Raw genomic sequence first — 16,415 nt, 5'->3', positions numbered from 1 at the left:
CGGTCCGTGCATGTGTCTTCATTCCCTGATCGCCTTTCGCAGCAGATGCGTGCGTGGGGCGCCAGACTCTCGCAGGGCCGAGCCGGTCTTTCAGAAAATGCCCCCCTCGCGTGGCTGATTGCGCCCTCCCCGGCCAATCTGGGCTTTGCCCTGCGCACCACGTTTGCCGCCCTGCTGGCGCTCAGCCTTGCCCTGTGGATGGAACTGGACAGCCCGCAATGGGCCGCCATGACCACATGGATTGTGGCGCAGAACTCGCGCGGGCAAAGTATTTCCAAAGCCAAGTGGCGACTGATTGGCACCTGTATTGGCGCGATATCCGGCATTGCCTTTCTGGCCGCCTTTCCGCAGGAACCCTGGCTGCTGTTCCCCCTGCTGGCATTGGGAGCCGGGGCCTGCTGCGCAGAGGCGACGTTTCTGCGCAATTTCCGCTCCTACGCATTGGTTCTGGTGGCCTTTACCTGCACCATTATTGTGCTGAGTGCCGCCAACCAGCCGGACAACGTGTTCATGATCGCCGTGTCCCGCACCACCTACATCACGCTGGGCATTGTGTGTGAAAGCACTCTGGCGGGTCTGTTCGCCCCCCGCCTGAACACTGTTGCGCGGGAAGAAATTCGCAGCCGCCTGCAGGAGGCTCTCAGCGGAGCCTGCCTGAGCATGACCGGCCTGCTGCTAGGAGAAAAGGATGGCCTGTTCCGTTCCCGCGCCCTGATGGGGAGTATTCCCTCTCTGGCAGATCAGGTCGAATTCAGTGAAATCGAATTAGGCCCGCATGCGCATGTGGGCGACCACGCCCGCGCCGTGCTGGCCAGTATTTCCACCTTTCTGGCACGTGGGCTGAGCATGCATATCCATATGGAAGCGGCCGCCCCCCTGCCCGAGACGTTTAAAAAATCGCTCTCAGATTTTGCACAAATCCTGAAAACCATTCCAGACCACCTGAAAAATTCTGATCCGGTCGCAGCCGCCCGCCAGATCCGGGCGGACCTGTATCACGCCCGCACGAACTGCCTGCAAACTGCAACGGACACCTTGATCCTTTTTGAACAGGCCAGAATCCATCCCAATAGTTCCGAAGAGCTGATGCGGGATCTGCTGGAAAGCCGCATTCTGGAAACGGCGCTCGCAAAGCTGATTCTGGAACTGGATGAAGCCCTGCAACATTTTATTGCAACGCAGGAACCCAGCACCAAAGACCATTTCCGTTTTGCGCAGCATATTGAAAAAGACCCTGTTCTCGCCCTCAATAATGGCTTGCGGTCGGCAGCTGCCATTTGCATGGGCGGTTTGATCTGGGAGGTTACCGCCTGGCCAGATGGTTCCACACTGGCCATGTTTGTGGCCGTAACCAGCACGCGCTTTTCCTCTTTTGAAAATCCCGTTCTGGCCTCAAGCGGTTTCCTGAGGGGCGCTGTCTGGGCCGCTGCTGTTTCATGGGTTCTGGTGTTTCTGGTCCTGCCGGATCAGGCCAGTAATGAGACCCTGCTGGCGTCCCTGTTTTTCCCCATGCTGGTGGGGGGACTGGCCCTCCGGGCGCCAAATTCCATTGGGACCGCCGCAGCCTATAACAACTTCATGCCGTTTATGATCGGTCCGGCCAACCATAGCCGCATGAACGAAATTGTCTGGTTCAACACCACTCCCGCCGTTGTTCTGGGGATTGCACTGGGGGTGTGGGTCTTCCGCCTTGTGCTGCCGTTTGATGCTGCTGCCGAACGCTGGCGCCTGCGCCGCAAGCTGGTGCGGGACTTACGCAGACTGGCCGCGCAGAAAAGCACCTTTACTCCGGCAGAATGGATGGCCCGCTCCTGCGGACGCATTGCACAGATCATTCATCATGCCGGCGTTAAACCCGATGCCCTGACGGAAGCCTATCTGGCCGGGGCAATGGGGATCATGACGGTCGGGCTGCTGGTGCTGCGCATTCAGCATGTGATGGAACATCACGCCCTCTCGCCGGAACAGGCACAGCTCTTAGAGGGTGTTATGAACAGCATCGCCACCCTGCATGGTCACACCACGCGGCCTGCGGAGACCGCAGCCAAAGCGCTGGCCCTGTTACGCCCAGCAGCGTTGTGGGAGCCGAACCTGTCTTTACAGATGGACCTCACCCGCGCCGTGGGCAGTCTGGAAGTGATGAAGCGGGAACTGGCGGACAACGTCACTTTTCTGGACACAACCCGCCGTTTTCACCTGCCTGCAGCAGCCTGAAAGACCGTTCTGCACGGCTCTCAGTGTTTTTCGATATCGTGAAAACGCGTGTAATCCACGGCAATCCGGCCATCCGGACGGGAGAGCACGATATCCACAAACCGGTGATTATGGTGCACCCGGTCAAACCGATACGCAGTTCGCGCAAACACGGTCTGGCCCAGCGCTTCATCCGTGCCGGTCACGGTTACAACAATTTCGGCTTCTTCCTTTTCAAGCTCCGCCATGCTTTTGCCGTGCAACGGGCTTTCCGGCCCGATGACATGCGCCATAACAAACGCAAACCGCAGCACCGGCACGTGAGACTGCACCAGCAAAAGCTGGTCAAACTGCCGGACCAGATGCCCGTTTTCACTCATCACAAGACGAGACAGGGAGACTTCCACATCCACAGATAAAATGACGCTCAGCCGCAGGTTAGCGATGCGGATGCACAGCGCCGGAATACCGTTTTCATTGCTGATGACGGCCGTATTACTGAACATGATACGCGCCCGTGGCCGGGCAAAGCGGGCGAACACAACGCCGGTTGCCAGCGCGTTAATCATCATGCCCACCAGCACTTCAAACGAGACTACGATATTGGCATACGGCCCCACCGGGACCATGCCGCCATAGCCCACCGTCGAGAGGGTCTGCACACTAAAGAAGAACAGGGAAAGCAACGTATGCTGGCCATCCCCCGTCACCTGTGAGGGGGCGATCAGATACAGCAGGGCGAAGAACAGATTGATCAGAAAATAGAAAATAACAGCTGTATAAACAAAAGATGTCCAGCTTGCCGTCAATGCATGGTGATACAGGTCCGTCCAGACGCTGTCAGACAGACCGACACGCACCACATCCCGGTGGCCTTTTTCTTCCACCAGCGCATGCGCACGGAACCGGCGCATGGCTTCCTTGGTTGTAAAATGGGATTTCTTGCCTGCCTTGCCTGTTTCCTCAAGCGGCGTATCGTCCAGCCTGTTGTAACGCGCCGTCAGACGCGCTTCTCGCTTTTCCCTAAGCCTTTGAAATACGCTTTTCATGTCCGCCCTTCTGATCTGAAAGGCCGCATGCCGCGCGACCCTGCGATCAGACGGTGATACACGGCCTCAGAAAGGCTTGCTTCCATCAATTACGCATAGCAAATCCGCATCACTTTACAGCGACTTTACTTATTGCTTCTTCTGCTCCGCAAACGGATGCAGGGACACGCCACCCGCCAGATGCGCCCATTGCGCTGCATCACTTTCAGCGGTTGTCGCCCCGCCCCGCAACAGGCTTGCCCCCTGCGTAACGGTTGCGGCGTCCACGGTATTGGCAGAATTAGCCTGCATGGAAGCACTCTGCGCAGCACGTGCCCACAAGCTGGCCGCTTTCTGATGGTCGCCACTGCGCTCAGCCGCCTGCCCTGCCAGAGCCAGCGCGCGGGACATATCCCGATAGGAGGCATCATCCCGCCGCAAGGTCGCGGCCTGCTCGGCCAGTTGCTCCGCCTGCGCCGGATTAGAGGCCAGAAGAGCACGGGCCTGAATTTCCGCCTTGTCGGCCTGCTCCGTGCGGGACAGCGGCGGCTTCAACCCATTGAAATAGGCCAGCGCTTTCTGGAACGCCGGTGCATCCTGCCCCGCATCCGCCGCCAGCCCCAGCACGAGGGCGGAACGCGCCGCATAAGCCGTATCGGTGGAAGCCATACCGCCAGACGCCAGCGCTATCGCCTGTGGATATTGCCGCAGGCGGTAGCGGGCTGCGGCCTCAATCAGATCAAATTCCGGTCGCGCAGTCTGCCCCCGCACAGCCGCCGCCTGACGAGTGGTCTGCACGGTTTTCACCGCAGCTGCCGGGTCATCCCCGGCCAGTTGTGACACGGCGAGATCATACCCCGCTTCGGACGCCGCCACGCCATCATCCCGCAGCAACGCCAGATCGGCCGCCTTGCGATACTGAGTAATGGCGACGCTGTAGCGGCCCAGCTCAAAGGAATCCTGTCCGGCGGTCATCGCCTGATCCCACGCGGCGTCATCCCGCGCAGACGGCGCTTCCACAGCCCCTCCGCCGCACCCTGCCAGAAGCAAGGGAGCCAGCAGAGCCAGAGAGCCAATGCGCCTCATGGCCGCACCTGCCGCGGTGCGAGACGGTTCTTTTTCGTGGTTTTCTGCCCGCCCAGCAGCCACATGCCGCGCAGTTGGTCGGTCAGTTTTTCCAGCCCGTAAAGCGTTGTTTGCGCCTGCGCCAGCAGTGCGGGCAGATCCGCCGTGCTGGCCTCCACACTCCCTGCAATGGCAGGCAGATGCGGCGTAGCGCCTTTCAGATCATGCGAGGCAGAGCGCAGATTGTTCATGGTGCCATCCGTCTTGGTCATAATGCCGGACACCTGCTTCTCAATGGGCTTGAGGCGATCAATCACGGTGTTCAGGGACACCGCCGCCGCCTGTGCCTGTTTCAGCAGTTCATCATTGGTCAGCAATTGCCCCACGGTGCCCTTGCCCGCGTGCATGTCCGTCATGGTGGCGTCCAGTTCGGCCATCATGTGCCGCGCACTGGCAATGGCGGGCATGATCTGGGCCTGAATATCATTCAGCGTGGCGGTAATCTGGTCCGCCGGGTTGGGAGCCGGCGTGGCGCTCAGCACCGCATAGCTCCAGTCCATTGGGTCCCCATGCCCGCGGCTGAGTTCCAGATAGGAAGAGCCCGTCACAATAAACTGCTTGCGGATAATGGCCGTGCTGTCCCGCCGGATAAACGGCTTGGCCTGCGGGTCCAGATCCACCTGCGCATACATCTCGCCCGAGGGGTTGAGTTTGACGGCGCGAATGGTGCCCGCATGGGTGCCGAGCAACTGCACGTCACTCCCCACCGTCAACCCGCCCACGCCAGAGGCTGGCAGCGTGACATGCAGGCGTGCTGGCGGTGTCAGCCAGTTTTGCAGCACCCCGGCCTCCACCACGGCACCGGCAAACAGCACGACGCTGAGCAGCACGAGGAACCCAACCCATTCATCCGCATAGCGCAGAGAGATGAGTGGTTTGACTTTCTGTCTTAAGCGGATCTGGAACATTATGCCGTCCGTATTTCTACAAGCCCGTCATCAGCCAGGCGCCACATACTCGTAATCCCCTGTCGGTAGCCCTGCCAGATGGCATTATTACGCACCATCCAGATGACACCAGCGCCCTTGTCCCGCGCGTCCGTTATCGCACTGAGAAACGGATTTTGCAGTTCCACAGGGCTTGCTTCCAGCGGGTCTTCCAGAAGCAGCAAGCGGGGATGCCCTATAAACGCCCGCACACAGGCCGCCCGCAACAAATCGGAATCGGACAACATGCTGGGCGGTAAGACCGGCAGGCCCGGCAGACCAAACCATTCCGCCAGCCGGGCAGCTTCCGCCACCACCTCATCCATTGGGCGAGTAGTATGGTGCAGTTGCTGGAGGGTGATAGCAAGGTGCGTGTTGAGGAACTCTGGCCAGCTGGGCCTGCGGGTAATACGACCTATGCGCCCACGCAGGGCATTCATTTCCCGGTCGTGCAGGTCAGCCCAGTCCAGCCCCATGAACTTCACAGCCCCTGCATCCAGCGGCACCAGCCCGCAGCACATATCCGCAAACATGGTGGCCCGGGTGCTGGAGCGGGATTCCACCACCATGCAGTCCCCCGGCATCAGCTTCATGCTGAAGGGCACGGGTGGCAGGCCGCTATCCTCAAAGGAAGGAACGGCCTTGTTCAGTTCCAGCAGTGGTCCGGCAGTGCGTGTATCCATCTTACAAGTCCAGACTGAACAGCACGCTGACAGCCATCACAATCAGCATGCCACGCGAAAAGCCGCGCGGCAGAAGGGTGCGCAGATTATCCTCATTCGTAGCGGTCAGCCCCGTCAGGCAGCCACCCAGCCCCACCACAAACCCGACGGTAATAAATTTAAGCGGGATCACCAGATAATCAGCATGGGACATGGCGGTGACCACGTCATAGAGGAACGTCCAGACCGGATTGGTCACCACGCCGGACATGCGGCTGATGATATAGCCTGTCACCAGTGCCGCGAAGGAAAACAGAATCCCGAGCGTAAAGCCGCCCACGGTAAAAGCCAGCGTGCGCGGCATGACCAGCAGCAGAAACGGGTCCAGCCCCTGCGCCTGCATGGAGCGGATTTCTCCGCCTGTTGTCAGCAGGCCCAGCTCTGTCACGGAGAGCATACCGTTGCGGCCCAGCAGCAGGATACCCACCAGAATGGGCGCAATTTCCCGAATAACCACATCAATCAGAATGGTGCCGGTCATCTTGGCCATGCCCGCCAGACCCAGCCAGTAAATGGTTTGGGAGACCGCCGCTACACCCGTCAGCGTGCCAGCAAACATCGTGGCAATCAGGCCGCCGCCAATCACGCTGTTAAGGGTTGTGCCGAACTCGTACCGCACCGTGCGTCGCCAGGAATGAGAGCGAAAACTCTCAAAGATAACGCCCCAGCTTGCCCCCAGCATGATCAGGAAAAAGCGGATTTGCTTCCGTGTCAGGCGGCCGATCCAGGCCAGTTTCTCCCGCGCCCATTCATGCAGAACAAATTTCTGCCTGTGCTGCGGATGGGTGGAGGCGTCCGCCTCTAAAATCGGGTCCCGTTCCCCACCCGGACTGCGTGGTTCGTTCGCGCCACTCATCGGCGCGCCGCCAGAACATAAGCCCGGCCAAGGCCCAGATGCGGCGCAAAGAAGGAACCGCGTGAGCGGAACAGATACCGGTCACGCAGGGCCTGATACACACGCTCTGTTACCTGAATGGTGCCGCCATCTGTGGCACCCTGCGCCATCAGTTCCGCCAGAGAGACCGTCTGCCCCCACAGGTTGAAGACTTTGGGCTCTTCCCCCACAGCGCCACCAAAGGCCGCGCCGTAATCAAGCCCCATGGCAAACACTGGTTCCAGATTGGCCGCAGCCAGTGCGGCCATAAAGGTTTCCCGCATGGTCAGCGCGGCATCGGCAATACGGATAATGGCGGTCGGGTCTTCCTCGGTGGTGCAGCCCGCCATGCAGATCATGCGGTGGCCGGCCACTTCCACGCCAAACAGGCCGCGTTCCTTGGAAATGCGCTGCACATCCGTGGCCAGCTGGTTAATCAGCGTCAGCAGAGCCTGCGTTTCTGCCTCTCCATCCACCACAGGATCGGAGAAGGTGATGACCAGCACGGCAACCGACGGATAAATCCCGGACGTCGTCACACCAGAGACCTGCGGCGCACGCATCAGCATATTATCAAACTGCGGCGCGGGCAGCGGTTTGGCAGAATTGACGGCACCGGAGACTTCATCAGCAGGCAGGCCATGCCCGCTTTCAATCTCATCCGCCGTCTCGGCCAGTCTGACGCCCGCGATAGACGCCATCAGGTCTACAAAATACACCAGATGCGGGGCCATATGGGCATCTTCCAGCACCAATGCGCCACTGATGCCCTTTGGCCCATGAATGGGGTAAACGGCGAGCATCCGGGTACCCAGCTCACGCATGACCAGACGCTCGAACTGCCTCGTCCGATCATCCGTCGCTGCGTTATCAACATTCAGCACATCACCGGATTCAATGGCTTCAAAAAACGCCCCAAGCTCCGCGCGGGACATTTCAAAGCCACCGGAGTGGGTATCCTGTTTCTGGTCATAGGAATCTTCACAGATCAGCGCCTGCCCGTCATGCAGCAACCGCCAGACGCTGGCCCGCCGCGCATCCGTGACATGCGCAAGCTGCTCTGTCAGCACCAGAGGTTCTGCCGTTGGGTCAAACAGACGCGGCGTGACGGCAACCTGCTGCACAGCCGCACTTTCATGCGTGATCTGCATGTTCTGCTGTGCCAGCTTGCGGGCCACCCGTTCCGAACGCCGCACCTGCCGCACAAGGAACCCGGCCAGCAGCAGCGAGAAGACAATGATAATCCCGGCAAACTGTAAACTCTGCTGGCTGCTCTGGCGCGCAAAGCTGGCAAAGTCATTTTCCGGGGCGGAGAGCAGCAAGATCCAGCCCTCGGCAGAACTTTTCAGCGGCGACGCGATCGTCACATAGCGTTTGCCGTTCAGCTCAAAACTGCGTGGGCCGAAGCCCCGTACCCGATAATGGTCATACCCACGGGCAAAAACCGGATGCGTTTTGGGGTCCAGCACCATCTTGTTCGGGTCCCACCCCGCAGCTTCCGCCTGCTGCATGATGTTACGCCCCGCCATAACCCGGCCCTGACTATCCAGAATAATGGCGTTCCCGGTTTTACCGACCTTCAGATGGTCCAGAAATGTGCTGAGCTCATTGAGGGAAATATTCGTCGCAAAAACGTAGGTATGCCCGTCTGCCGCCTTGAAACGCAGAGAACTGGTCATGACGAACTGGCGTGCGGACGGGAACAGATAAGGCTGCGTCCACTGGACGTCCGTCTTGCCTTCCGTATTGCTGTACCACGGGCGCTTGCGCGGGTCATACCCGGTCGCGTCCGTATATTCCTCACCCGTTTTTACACCATCATTCGTGTAGAATTCACGATGATAGACCTGTTTGCCATCATGCACTTCAAACGTGGTGCGTTCCTGATTTTTACCATCAGGCCCGCGTGTAATCAGGCGGAAATGGCCGTCTTCATCCCCCAGATAGAAGGACTGCAACTGCGGCACGCTTTGCAGCATGGCCGCGCCGTAGGAATTAAACACCCGGTCCGCCACCTGAAACGGCGCATGGGCAATCATGCCGCTGGCAATGGTATTCCCCGCCACAGCGGGCATGATGTAATCTGAGACTTCCTGAGAAATATTCTGCTGGACGGCACCCAGAAGCTCATGGGTCAGCGCAACGACGCCCGCCCGCGTGGAGCGGTAGGAATGCAGGCCAATGGCGACAATCGCACCCACAACCAGCAGCAGCGAACCAAACGGCAGGACCAGATGCAGCAGGACACGCCGCACGGACGCATCGTTCTGTACGGTCGGATCGACTATCTCATCAGAAGACACGTCACTTTTTCCCCTGACTACTGGTCATAAATCCCCATCCCCGGAAGATGTCTGAAATTTAAGGTGCCCAGAACGCCGCAGCTTGTCCAGCCCCATGACTGTGCCCGCCGGCGCAGAGCCTCTATGCCCTGCTCCCCGCACACATCTGCTCCTGACAGGGAACAGGCAAAAAGGCTTTATCAGGCTTCCAGATCAGACTCAAAGCGGGTGGGAACGTCCAGCGCCTGCCCCAGCCGGGTCAGCCCGCGCCCCACGGTTTCCCCGCGCACAGCAACACGAGATGACACAAGTTTGAGTACCAGCTCCTTGCGCCGCCACAGCAGAGCCGTGCCATCCAGCAGCACAGCCGTCCCGCCGGAAAGCGAATAGGCCAGCCGCAACGCCTGCCCCAGCACAATGGCGCGCCGCCATGCGGCCTCACTCAGCAGCGTGCGAGACGTTGCCAGAAACTCGGCATTGAGGTCCGCCGCATACCGCACGGCCAGAGCCAGAGAAAGCCAGGCCCGCGACTCATGGTCAAACCCGACACCCTGCAAACGGAGAATGCGCCAGTAGGTTTGCTCCGCCCGATATTCCGGGTGGTCGTGGCTGCCAACATCGGAGAGCAGGCAGGCAATGCGGCGCAGATGCTGCTCCTGCGCAGTTTCCTTGGGTAGCAAACCGTCGGTCCAGCGGCAGAGCACATCCGGCAGCGTGTTACTGCGGCCCAGCCGGGCGCACATGTCCCGCGCCACAACGTCCATCGGGTCCTGCGGCAGGCAATCCGGGGCGACATTCAGCATGTACCACCCTTCCCGCAGACCATCCACGCAGAACACCACCCGATCCGGCTGCACCTTGCGCAGCAATCTGCGCAGCACGGTGGCAGCAAACGGCACATCATCCAGACGTTTTTTGGGGGCACCGGGCAGACGTTCCAGACTGCGGCGCTGTGCATGCAGCAGCCAGCCGGTCATCTCCCGCGCTTCTTCCAGCCCCAGCGTATAATAATGCACGATATTCAGCGGATACTGCATGCGGGCAATATGCAGACGTGCCAGCGCACGGAACGCCCCGCCGACCAGATAGAGCGTGTTTCCCTTGACCTGAGACAGCCATTTGACGCGCCCGATATCCTCATCCGCCAGAGTACGGGCCTCGGCAAGATCACCCTTGGCGCGGTCACTCAGGCGGATAACGCCCAACGGCAGGGTATTGGCATCATGGCGACCATCTTCCGCCAGACGGATCAGCTCCAGAGAGCCGCCGCCCACATCGGCCACCAGTCCTTTTGCGCCGGGAATGCCGCACATCACGCCAATGGCGGAGTGATCGGCCTCCTCTTCCCCGCTCAGAATACGGATGGGCACACCCGGCATGTTCCTGCGCAGGGCATCCACAAATTCCGGCCCGTTCAGCGCATCCCGCACTGCCGCTGTGGCCAGAATTTCAAACGGGTCCGCGTTCATGGCTCGGGCAATGGCGTGGAAGCGGCTGAGCACTTCCATAGCCATCTGCACGCCTTCTTCATTCAGCTTGCCCGTTGCTGTCAGGCCGCGGCCCAGACGCAACACCGCCTTTTCATTAAAGATAGGCACAGGGTTGCGCGATACGCCCTCGAACACCACGAGGCGCACAGAATTGGACCCAAGATCAACAACGGCCGAGCGGCGCGGCATATCAGTCTGCATGGGCGGCACTCTACTCCCGAAAATCGTTCACGAAAACCGAGAACAGGTGCCAAATACACGCATTCTGCTTTTCTCGCGCCGCTGGCTGAGGTCAGTCATCAAACATCAGGTCTTTTGACGTCGGCAGAGAGGCTGGTGCGCGGAGCGGCGTTTCATGCGCAGCCGAGCCACGGCCCGAGAGCGATGGGTGCGTCATGAACCATTCATGCGCAGAGAATGGCCGCGCCCCCGGCGTCAGCCGGCGCCATGTGCCGCTGGCTTCCAGCCCCCAGGATTGCAGATTGTCCTTGAGGTTGGAGACCATGATCTGCCCCAGCATCTGGGCATGCACCGTCGGGTTAGTGACCGGCACCATGCTTTCCACGCGCCAGTCCATGTTCCGCGTCATCCAGTCCGCAGAGGACAGATAGACTTTGGCGTAGCGGGACGGCAGGCGATGGCCATTCCCGAACGCGAAAATGCGGGAATGTTCCAGAAAGCGCCCAACGATCGATTTGATACGGATATTTTCAGAAAGCCCCGGCACACCCGGACGCAGGCAGCAGATGCCACGGATCACGCCGATAATCCGCACCCCGGCACAGGACGCACGATACAGGCAATCAATCAGATCCGGGTCCACCAGCGCATTCATCTTCAGCCAGATAGTGCCCGGACGCCCCGCTTTGACATGGGCAATTTCTTCCTCAATCAGCTCCCGCAGCGTGCTGCGGATGGTGATGGGCGAGAAGGAAATGGCCTCCATCTTGGCCGGCATGGCGTAGCCGGTCACGTAGTTGAACAGGCGTGCGGAATCCCGCGCCAGCTCCGGCTTGCAGGTAAAGAAGGAGAGGTCTGTATAAATCTTGGCGGTAATCGGGTGGTAGTTGCCCGTGCCAAAATGTGCGTAGGATCGCACCTGATTACCCTCGCGCCGCACTACCAGACTGAGCTTGGCGTGGGTCTTCAGGTCCGCAAAGCCGAACACCACCTGCACACCGGCGGCTTCCAGCGCGCGGGAGAGGCGAATATTGGCTTCTTCATCAAACCGCGCCCGCAATTCCACCATGGCGGTGACGGACTTGCCGGCTTCAGCGGCTTCAATCAGCGCCTTGACGATGGGAGAGTCGCGGGACGTGCGATACAGCGTCTGCTTAATGGCAATCACGTTCGGGTCGAGCGCCGCCTGACGCAGGAACTGCACCACCACGTCAAAGCTTTCAAACGGATGATGAACCAGCAGGTCCTTCGCCCGGATGGCCGCAAAACAATCCCCGTTAAAGTCCAGAATCCGCTCCGGGAAGCGCGGCGTGTAGGGCGGGAACAGCAGATCGGGGCGGTCATCCACAATCATCTGTTTCAGGTCCACCACGCCGATCATGCCGGAATGGACGGCAATTTCTTCCGGCGGCAGGTCCAGCCCGGAAGCAATCGCGTCCGCCAGCTCTGTCGGCACCCGCTTTTCCATATCCAGATGGATCACCACGCCACGGCGGCGGCGTTTGAGCGCGCTCTCATAGGAACGGACAAGGTCTTCGGCCTCGTCCTCAAACTCTACGTCGGTATCGCGCACCACACGCAGCATACCGCTTTCCCCTACCACAAGGCCGGGGAAAAGCTGGTCCATGCACAGGGTAATCAGGTCTTCCAGCCGGATAAAGCGCACCGTGCGGTTACCCGCCCCGTCCTTGCTGGGCAGGCGAATAAAGCGCTCAACCTGCGCGGGCAGCAGGATCAGCGCGTTCATGGCAAACGCGCCGTTTTCCGCCAGCAGCAAACGCAGGCCGAGTGCAAGCCCCATGTTGGGGATGAAGGGCAGCGGATGCGCCGGGTCCACCGCCAGCGGCGTCAGCACCGGAAAAACGCGGTCCATAAAGCAGTTGTGCAACCATGTGCGGTCGGCTTCATCCAGATCAGACGGCTCACACAGCACCACACCGGCATCCGCCAGCAGGCCACGCAGCTCCACCCAGATGCGCTGTTGTTCGCGCAACAACTGGGCACAGCGTTCCCGCACGGCGTCCAGCTGCTCGGCAGGGGTCAGGCCATCGGGTGAGAACGCCACCAGCCCTTCCCGCACCTGCCCGACAAGACCGGCCACACGCACAGAATAGAATTCATCAAGATTGCTGGCACTGATGGACAGAAAGCGCAGACGCTCCAGCAACGGGTTGCGCGCGTTATCCGCCTCTTCCACCACACGCTGGTTAAAGGCCAGCCAGGAGAGTTCGCGGTTGATAAACCGCTCGGGCATGTCCAGCGTCACTTTTTTCTGGACCGGCTTTTTTCTGGTTCGACGAACTGCCGGAGTACGTCTGCGGGCGGGCACTTTGGCTCCGGCTGATTGACCCGTCTTTTTGTCCTGCGCCGTCGTCACACCCATTCTCCCTTTTTTACCCTATCCTGCCCGCATCAGCCTTGCGGGCATAGGGTTCATCATCTCACACGTCTCTGCATCATAGTGTACAGTCTTCCGGCTGGAAAAGAATGACACATGTTACGGTTTTATGTCGCTCGCATTCCAGAGAGCCTGCGCAAAACGCAAAACAGGCCCGCAGAGCTGTTGCCCTCCGAGCCTGTTTCTCATGCGCTGCTCAGACGTCAGACCTCAGAGATGCCCCTGAGACAGTTCGTTCGCCAGCGCCTGATTTTTATAAACCACTTTCAGCGCTTCCATGATGGCGGCTGTATCCACCGCAACAGCGCGGTTAGTGGTTTCATCATAATAGAAGTCCCCACCCAGAGAGTGGATGTTGCCATCAAAAATCAGACCCACGGCATGGCCCTGAGAGTCGATCACCGGAGAGCCGGAATTGCCGCCGATAATGTCATTGGTGGAGACAAAATCGTACGGGGTTTTCATGTTGACGTGCGCCTTGGCGTCCAGCCAGAGTTTGGTCAGCTTGAACGGGTCAGAGCCGGTTGCGCGATCATACAGGCCAGAGAAATACGTAAAGGCTGGCACAGCTTTTCCGTTTTCATCCCAGCCCTTAACCTGACCAAAAGACAGACGCTGCGTGAACGTGGCATCCGGGTAGGACGACACACCATCGCGCTCAAAGCGAGCCTTGGCCATCGCTTCGCTCGCCTGACGAGACGGAGCAGCGACTTCATCATCCATCTGCTTACGCAGGGCACGGGTCTGCGGTTCGATGCTGCGGGCCAGCACAATCATCGGGTCTTTGGAGGCAGCAATCGCGTCTGCACCGCCTTTCCAAAGCTCCAGACGCACCTTGGGGTCTGCCAGTTTCGTGCCTTTGACCAGCGTTTCAGCCAGATCATCCGGGGCAGCCTTACCCAGAACCAGCTTCACCATTTCATCATCTGCGCCAAGCACCTGGCGCAGTTTGGTCAGAGAAAAAGCGAGTTCTGTCTTTTCAAGATCCGAATAGACCGGAGCCGTGGAACCGAGTTCGGCTTCCAGCGCAGGCAGACGGGCATCATGATACGCTGTCAGACGTTCGGCATCCGGCTTCTGGCGCTCGTTTGCAGCGCGCACCAGCAGTTTAGCATACTGGAACAGCTCACCCTGAATCCCAAAAGCGCCTTCAAGCATCACGTAAGGTTTGAAGATACGCTTCTTAACGGCCAGCGCCTGTGCGTTTTTCGCCCACGGGTCGCCATAGGCTTCCTTACGCTTGGGATCGGCATTGATCCAGTCGCGCAGGCTGGCCTCATTTTTTGCCTTGGCGTCCAGCAGTTTGGGGTCGGACAGCACATCCACGCGGCCACGATAGACTTTCAGGCTGTTCTCAATCCCGAAGACCCGTTCCTGTGCTTCCTGATGATGCGCCGTGCTTTCCCGGCTGTACTGCCAGAGTGCGCCATCCAGTGCGGAATAGTTGTCGATAATGAACGGCACAGTCACGTTTCTGGAAAATTCCAGATCGGCCAGCGGCACTTCACGTTCCGTAGACCCCGGATTGCCGGAGGTGAACACCAGCTCCCCTTCCTTCGGGCCTGCAGCGTCAAACGGCAGGAAGGCGTCAACCTTGGCCGGTTTCCCGTTTTCATAGACCCGCATGAACGCCATATCGAGGTCATAACGCGGGAAGTTGAAGTTATCCGGGTCCCCGCCGAAGAAGGCCGCGTTCTGGTCCGGCGCCATCACCATGCGCACGTCCTGATAGCGGCGGTAACGATACAGCGCCGTGCGACCCCCGTGATACAGGCTGATCACATCGCAGCGCCATTTTTTGGGGTCATCCTTGGCGCATTCTTTTTCAATCGCGCTTTCCTCAGCCTGACGCGCCGTGGTGTAGGCCGCACCATCCTTGCCGCGCAGGGCCGTCTGCATCCGGTCCGTCACGTCCGTGATGCTATCCAGCTGGTTCAGCTCCATGGCGGGGCAGCGCTGCTCATCCGCCGGGCTTTTGGCGCTGTAACCGTCCTGAAAGTAGTTCTTCCCTTTACCGGAAAGCTGCTGAAGGCATTCATTGGCGCAATGGTGGTTGGTCATTACCAGCCCGTCAGCCGAAACAAACGAGGCCGAGCAGCCCAGCGCCAGACGAGCGGAGGCCTTGGTCACGCGCTCTGTCCACGCGGGGGTGGGCGTAAAGCCGTAACGCTGCTTCATCAGGTCTGCGGGCAGATGGTCCATGGTCCACATCCCCTCATCCGCATGCGCGAAGGGAATGGAGGGAAGAACCGCCGGAGCGCACGCCAGCACCGCCAGAGGCAACAGAGATCGCTTGAAAAAGCTGCTCATGATGCAGAAACCACTTTCAGGTTAATGTTACACTATAACGAAATCGTTCCGCACAGTGACGCAGACACGCCCACAGAGCAAGACGTTAAGAGCGCGTTGCGTCCTCTTCCAGCAGAGTTTCCAGAACGCCCGCAGCCAGCGCCCGCGTCACTTTCTCGCCCGAAGCCAGTGCGGCCTGATCCAGCCGCGCCGCCATATCCCGAATCGCCCCGGCATTACGGGGCAGACGCCGCAGCAGCCATTCCGTCACCGGCTGGGCCACCACCATCTGCCGTTCCGCCAGCAAACGCAGGAACAGCCGCCGCAACAGTTCTTCCTCCGCCTGCCCAATCGGCACGGAGGACGTCGCCCGCAGACGGCTCGCCAGATCCGGCAGAGACACACGCCAGCGCGCGGGGGAAGCCCGCCCCGCCATGAGCAACGCCATGCGCCGCTCCCGCACCAGATTGATCAGATGCAGAAGATCGGCTTCTTCCCGCACCTGATCGGCATTATCCAGCGCAAGCGCGCGGAACCCGCCTTCATGAAACAGATTGGCCACGTCCTGCTCATTCAGGCGGCGGCCTTCAATAACGGGCGCACCATGCCGCGCTGCCCAGACGGAGAGCAGATGCGTCTTGCCGGTGCCGCTTTCCCCCCACAGGGCCATACGGCCTTCGGGCCAGCGCCACATGGCTTCCGCATCCAGCACCCAGCCGCGTGCCGCCGCATTGGAGGGAGCCGCCACAAAGTCTGAGCGTCCGAATCGGGGGCGGTGAGCGAACGGCAGAGCAATCTGCCCGGTCACTCCCCCCTCCTTTCCGTCCGCCACAGGCTGCTGTGCGGCCTCTTTTGTTTCCGTAATCCGTTTCATGCCGCTTTGCGTGTTGCTTCACCTGCCGTAAAGA

11 protein-coding genes are annotated in these 16,415 nt (G+C 59.9%); 1 reads left to right on the top strand and 10 read right to left on the bottom strand.

Annotated features, from left to right (window positions below; genetic code table 11):
• Nucleotides 1–45: 45 nt before the first annotated feature.
• Nucleotides 46–2,214: an FUSC family protein gene (locus HK23_RS02365; protein ID WP_086652826.1), complete on the top strand. Its 2,169-nt coding sequence runs from the start codon at nucleotides 46–48 to the stop codon at nucleotides 2,212–2,214.
• Between the two features lie 20 nt (nucleotides 2,215–2,234).
• Here the strand turns inward: HK23_RS02365 and HK23_RS02360 are convergent, their stop codons facing one another.
• The 10 genes from HK23_RS02360 to HK23_RS02315 all read right to left on the bottom strand — a co-directional run bounded on the left by HK23_RS02360 (nucleotide 2,235) and on the right by HK23_RS02315 (nucleotide 16,381).
• Complete coding sequence (locus tag HK23_RS02360; RefSeq protein WP_373270300.1) at nucleotides 2,235–3,107, bottom strand: ion channel; 873 nt, start codon at nucleotides 3,105–3,107, stop codon at nucleotides 2,235–2,237.
• 264 nt (nucleotides 3,108–3,371) lie between these two features.
• The gene (locus tag HK23_RS02355) at nucleotides 3,372–4,307 is read right to left on the bottom strand and encodes a hypothetical protein (RefSeq protein ID WP_086652734.1); all 936 of its coding nucleotides are present in this window, start codon (nucleotides 4,305–4,307) and stop codon (nucleotides 3,372–3,374) included.
• Complete coding sequence (locus HK23_RS02350) at nucleotides 4,304–5,254, bottom strand: MlaD family protein (RefSeq protein ID WP_063908051.1); 951 nt, start codon at nucleotides 5,252–5,254, stop codon at nucleotides 4,304–4,306. The genes HK23_RS02355 and HK23_RS02350 overlap by 4 nt, the downstream gene beginning before the upstream one ends.
• Nucleotides 5,254–5,955, bottom strand: coding sequence for an ABC transporter ATP-binding protein (locus tag HK23_RS02345; protein WP_086652733.1), 702 nt, complete (start codon nucleotides 5,953–5,955; stop codon nucleotides 5,254–5,256). The genes HK23_RS02350 and HK23_RS02345 overlap by 1 nt, the downstream gene beginning before the upstream one ends.
• Nucleotide 5,956: 1 nt before the next feature.
• Entirely contained in the window at nucleotides 5,957–6,850 is an 894-nt protein-coding gene (locus HK23_RS02340) for an MlaE family ABC transporter permease (RefSeq protein WP_086652732.1), read from the bottom strand.
• The gene (locus tag HK23_RS02335; protein WP_086652731.1) at nucleotides 6,847–9,171 is read right to left on the bottom strand and encodes an adenylate/guanylate cyclase domain-containing protein; all 2,325 of its coding nucleotides are present in this window, start codon (nucleotides 9,169–9,171) and stop codon (nucleotides 6,847–6,849) included. The genes HK23_RS02340 and HK23_RS02335 overlap by 4 nt, the downstream gene beginning before the upstream one ends.
• Before the next feature lie 179 nt (nucleotides 9,172–9,350).
• A complete protein-coding gene (locus tag HK23_RS02330) occupies nucleotides 9,351–10,841 on the bottom strand; it encodes a Ppx/GppA family phosphatase (RefSeq protein ID WP_063908050.1) in 1,491 nt (496 codons plus the stop codon).
• A gap of 91 nt (nucleotides 10,842–10,932) precedes the next feature.
• Entirely contained in the window at nucleotides 10,933–13,203 is a 2,271-nt protein-coding gene (locus HK23_RS02325) for an RNA degradosome polyphosphate kinase (protein WP_086652730.1), read from the bottom strand.
• Between the two features lie 225 nt (nucleotides 13,204–13,428).
• Nucleotides 13,429–15,528 carry a S46 family peptidase gene (locus HK23_RS02320; RefSeq protein WP_086652729.1) on the bottom strand — a complete coding sequence of 700 codons (2,100 nt, stop codon included), beginning with the start codon at nucleotides 15,526–15,528 and terminating at the stop codon, nucleotides 13,429–13,431.
• Nucleotides 15,529–15,613: 85 nt separating this feature from the next.
• Nucleotides 15,614–16,381: a P-loop NTPase family protein gene (locus HK23_RS02315; protein ID WP_231888451.1), complete on the bottom strand. Its 768-nt coding sequence runs from the start codon at nucleotides 16,379–16,381 to the stop codon at nucleotides 15,614–15,616.
• Nucleotides 16,382–16,415 lie beyond the last annotated feature (34 nt).

Origin of the sequence: Acetobacter malorum (assembly GCF_002153605.1) — a bacterium.
GTDB lineage: Bacteria > Pseudomonadota > Alphaproteobacteria > Acetobacterales > Acetobacteraceae > Acetobacter > Acetobacter malorum_A.
The sequence above is the reverse complement of the archived record's forward strand: the minus strand, read 5'-3'. Positions and strand labels throughout refer to the sequence as shown.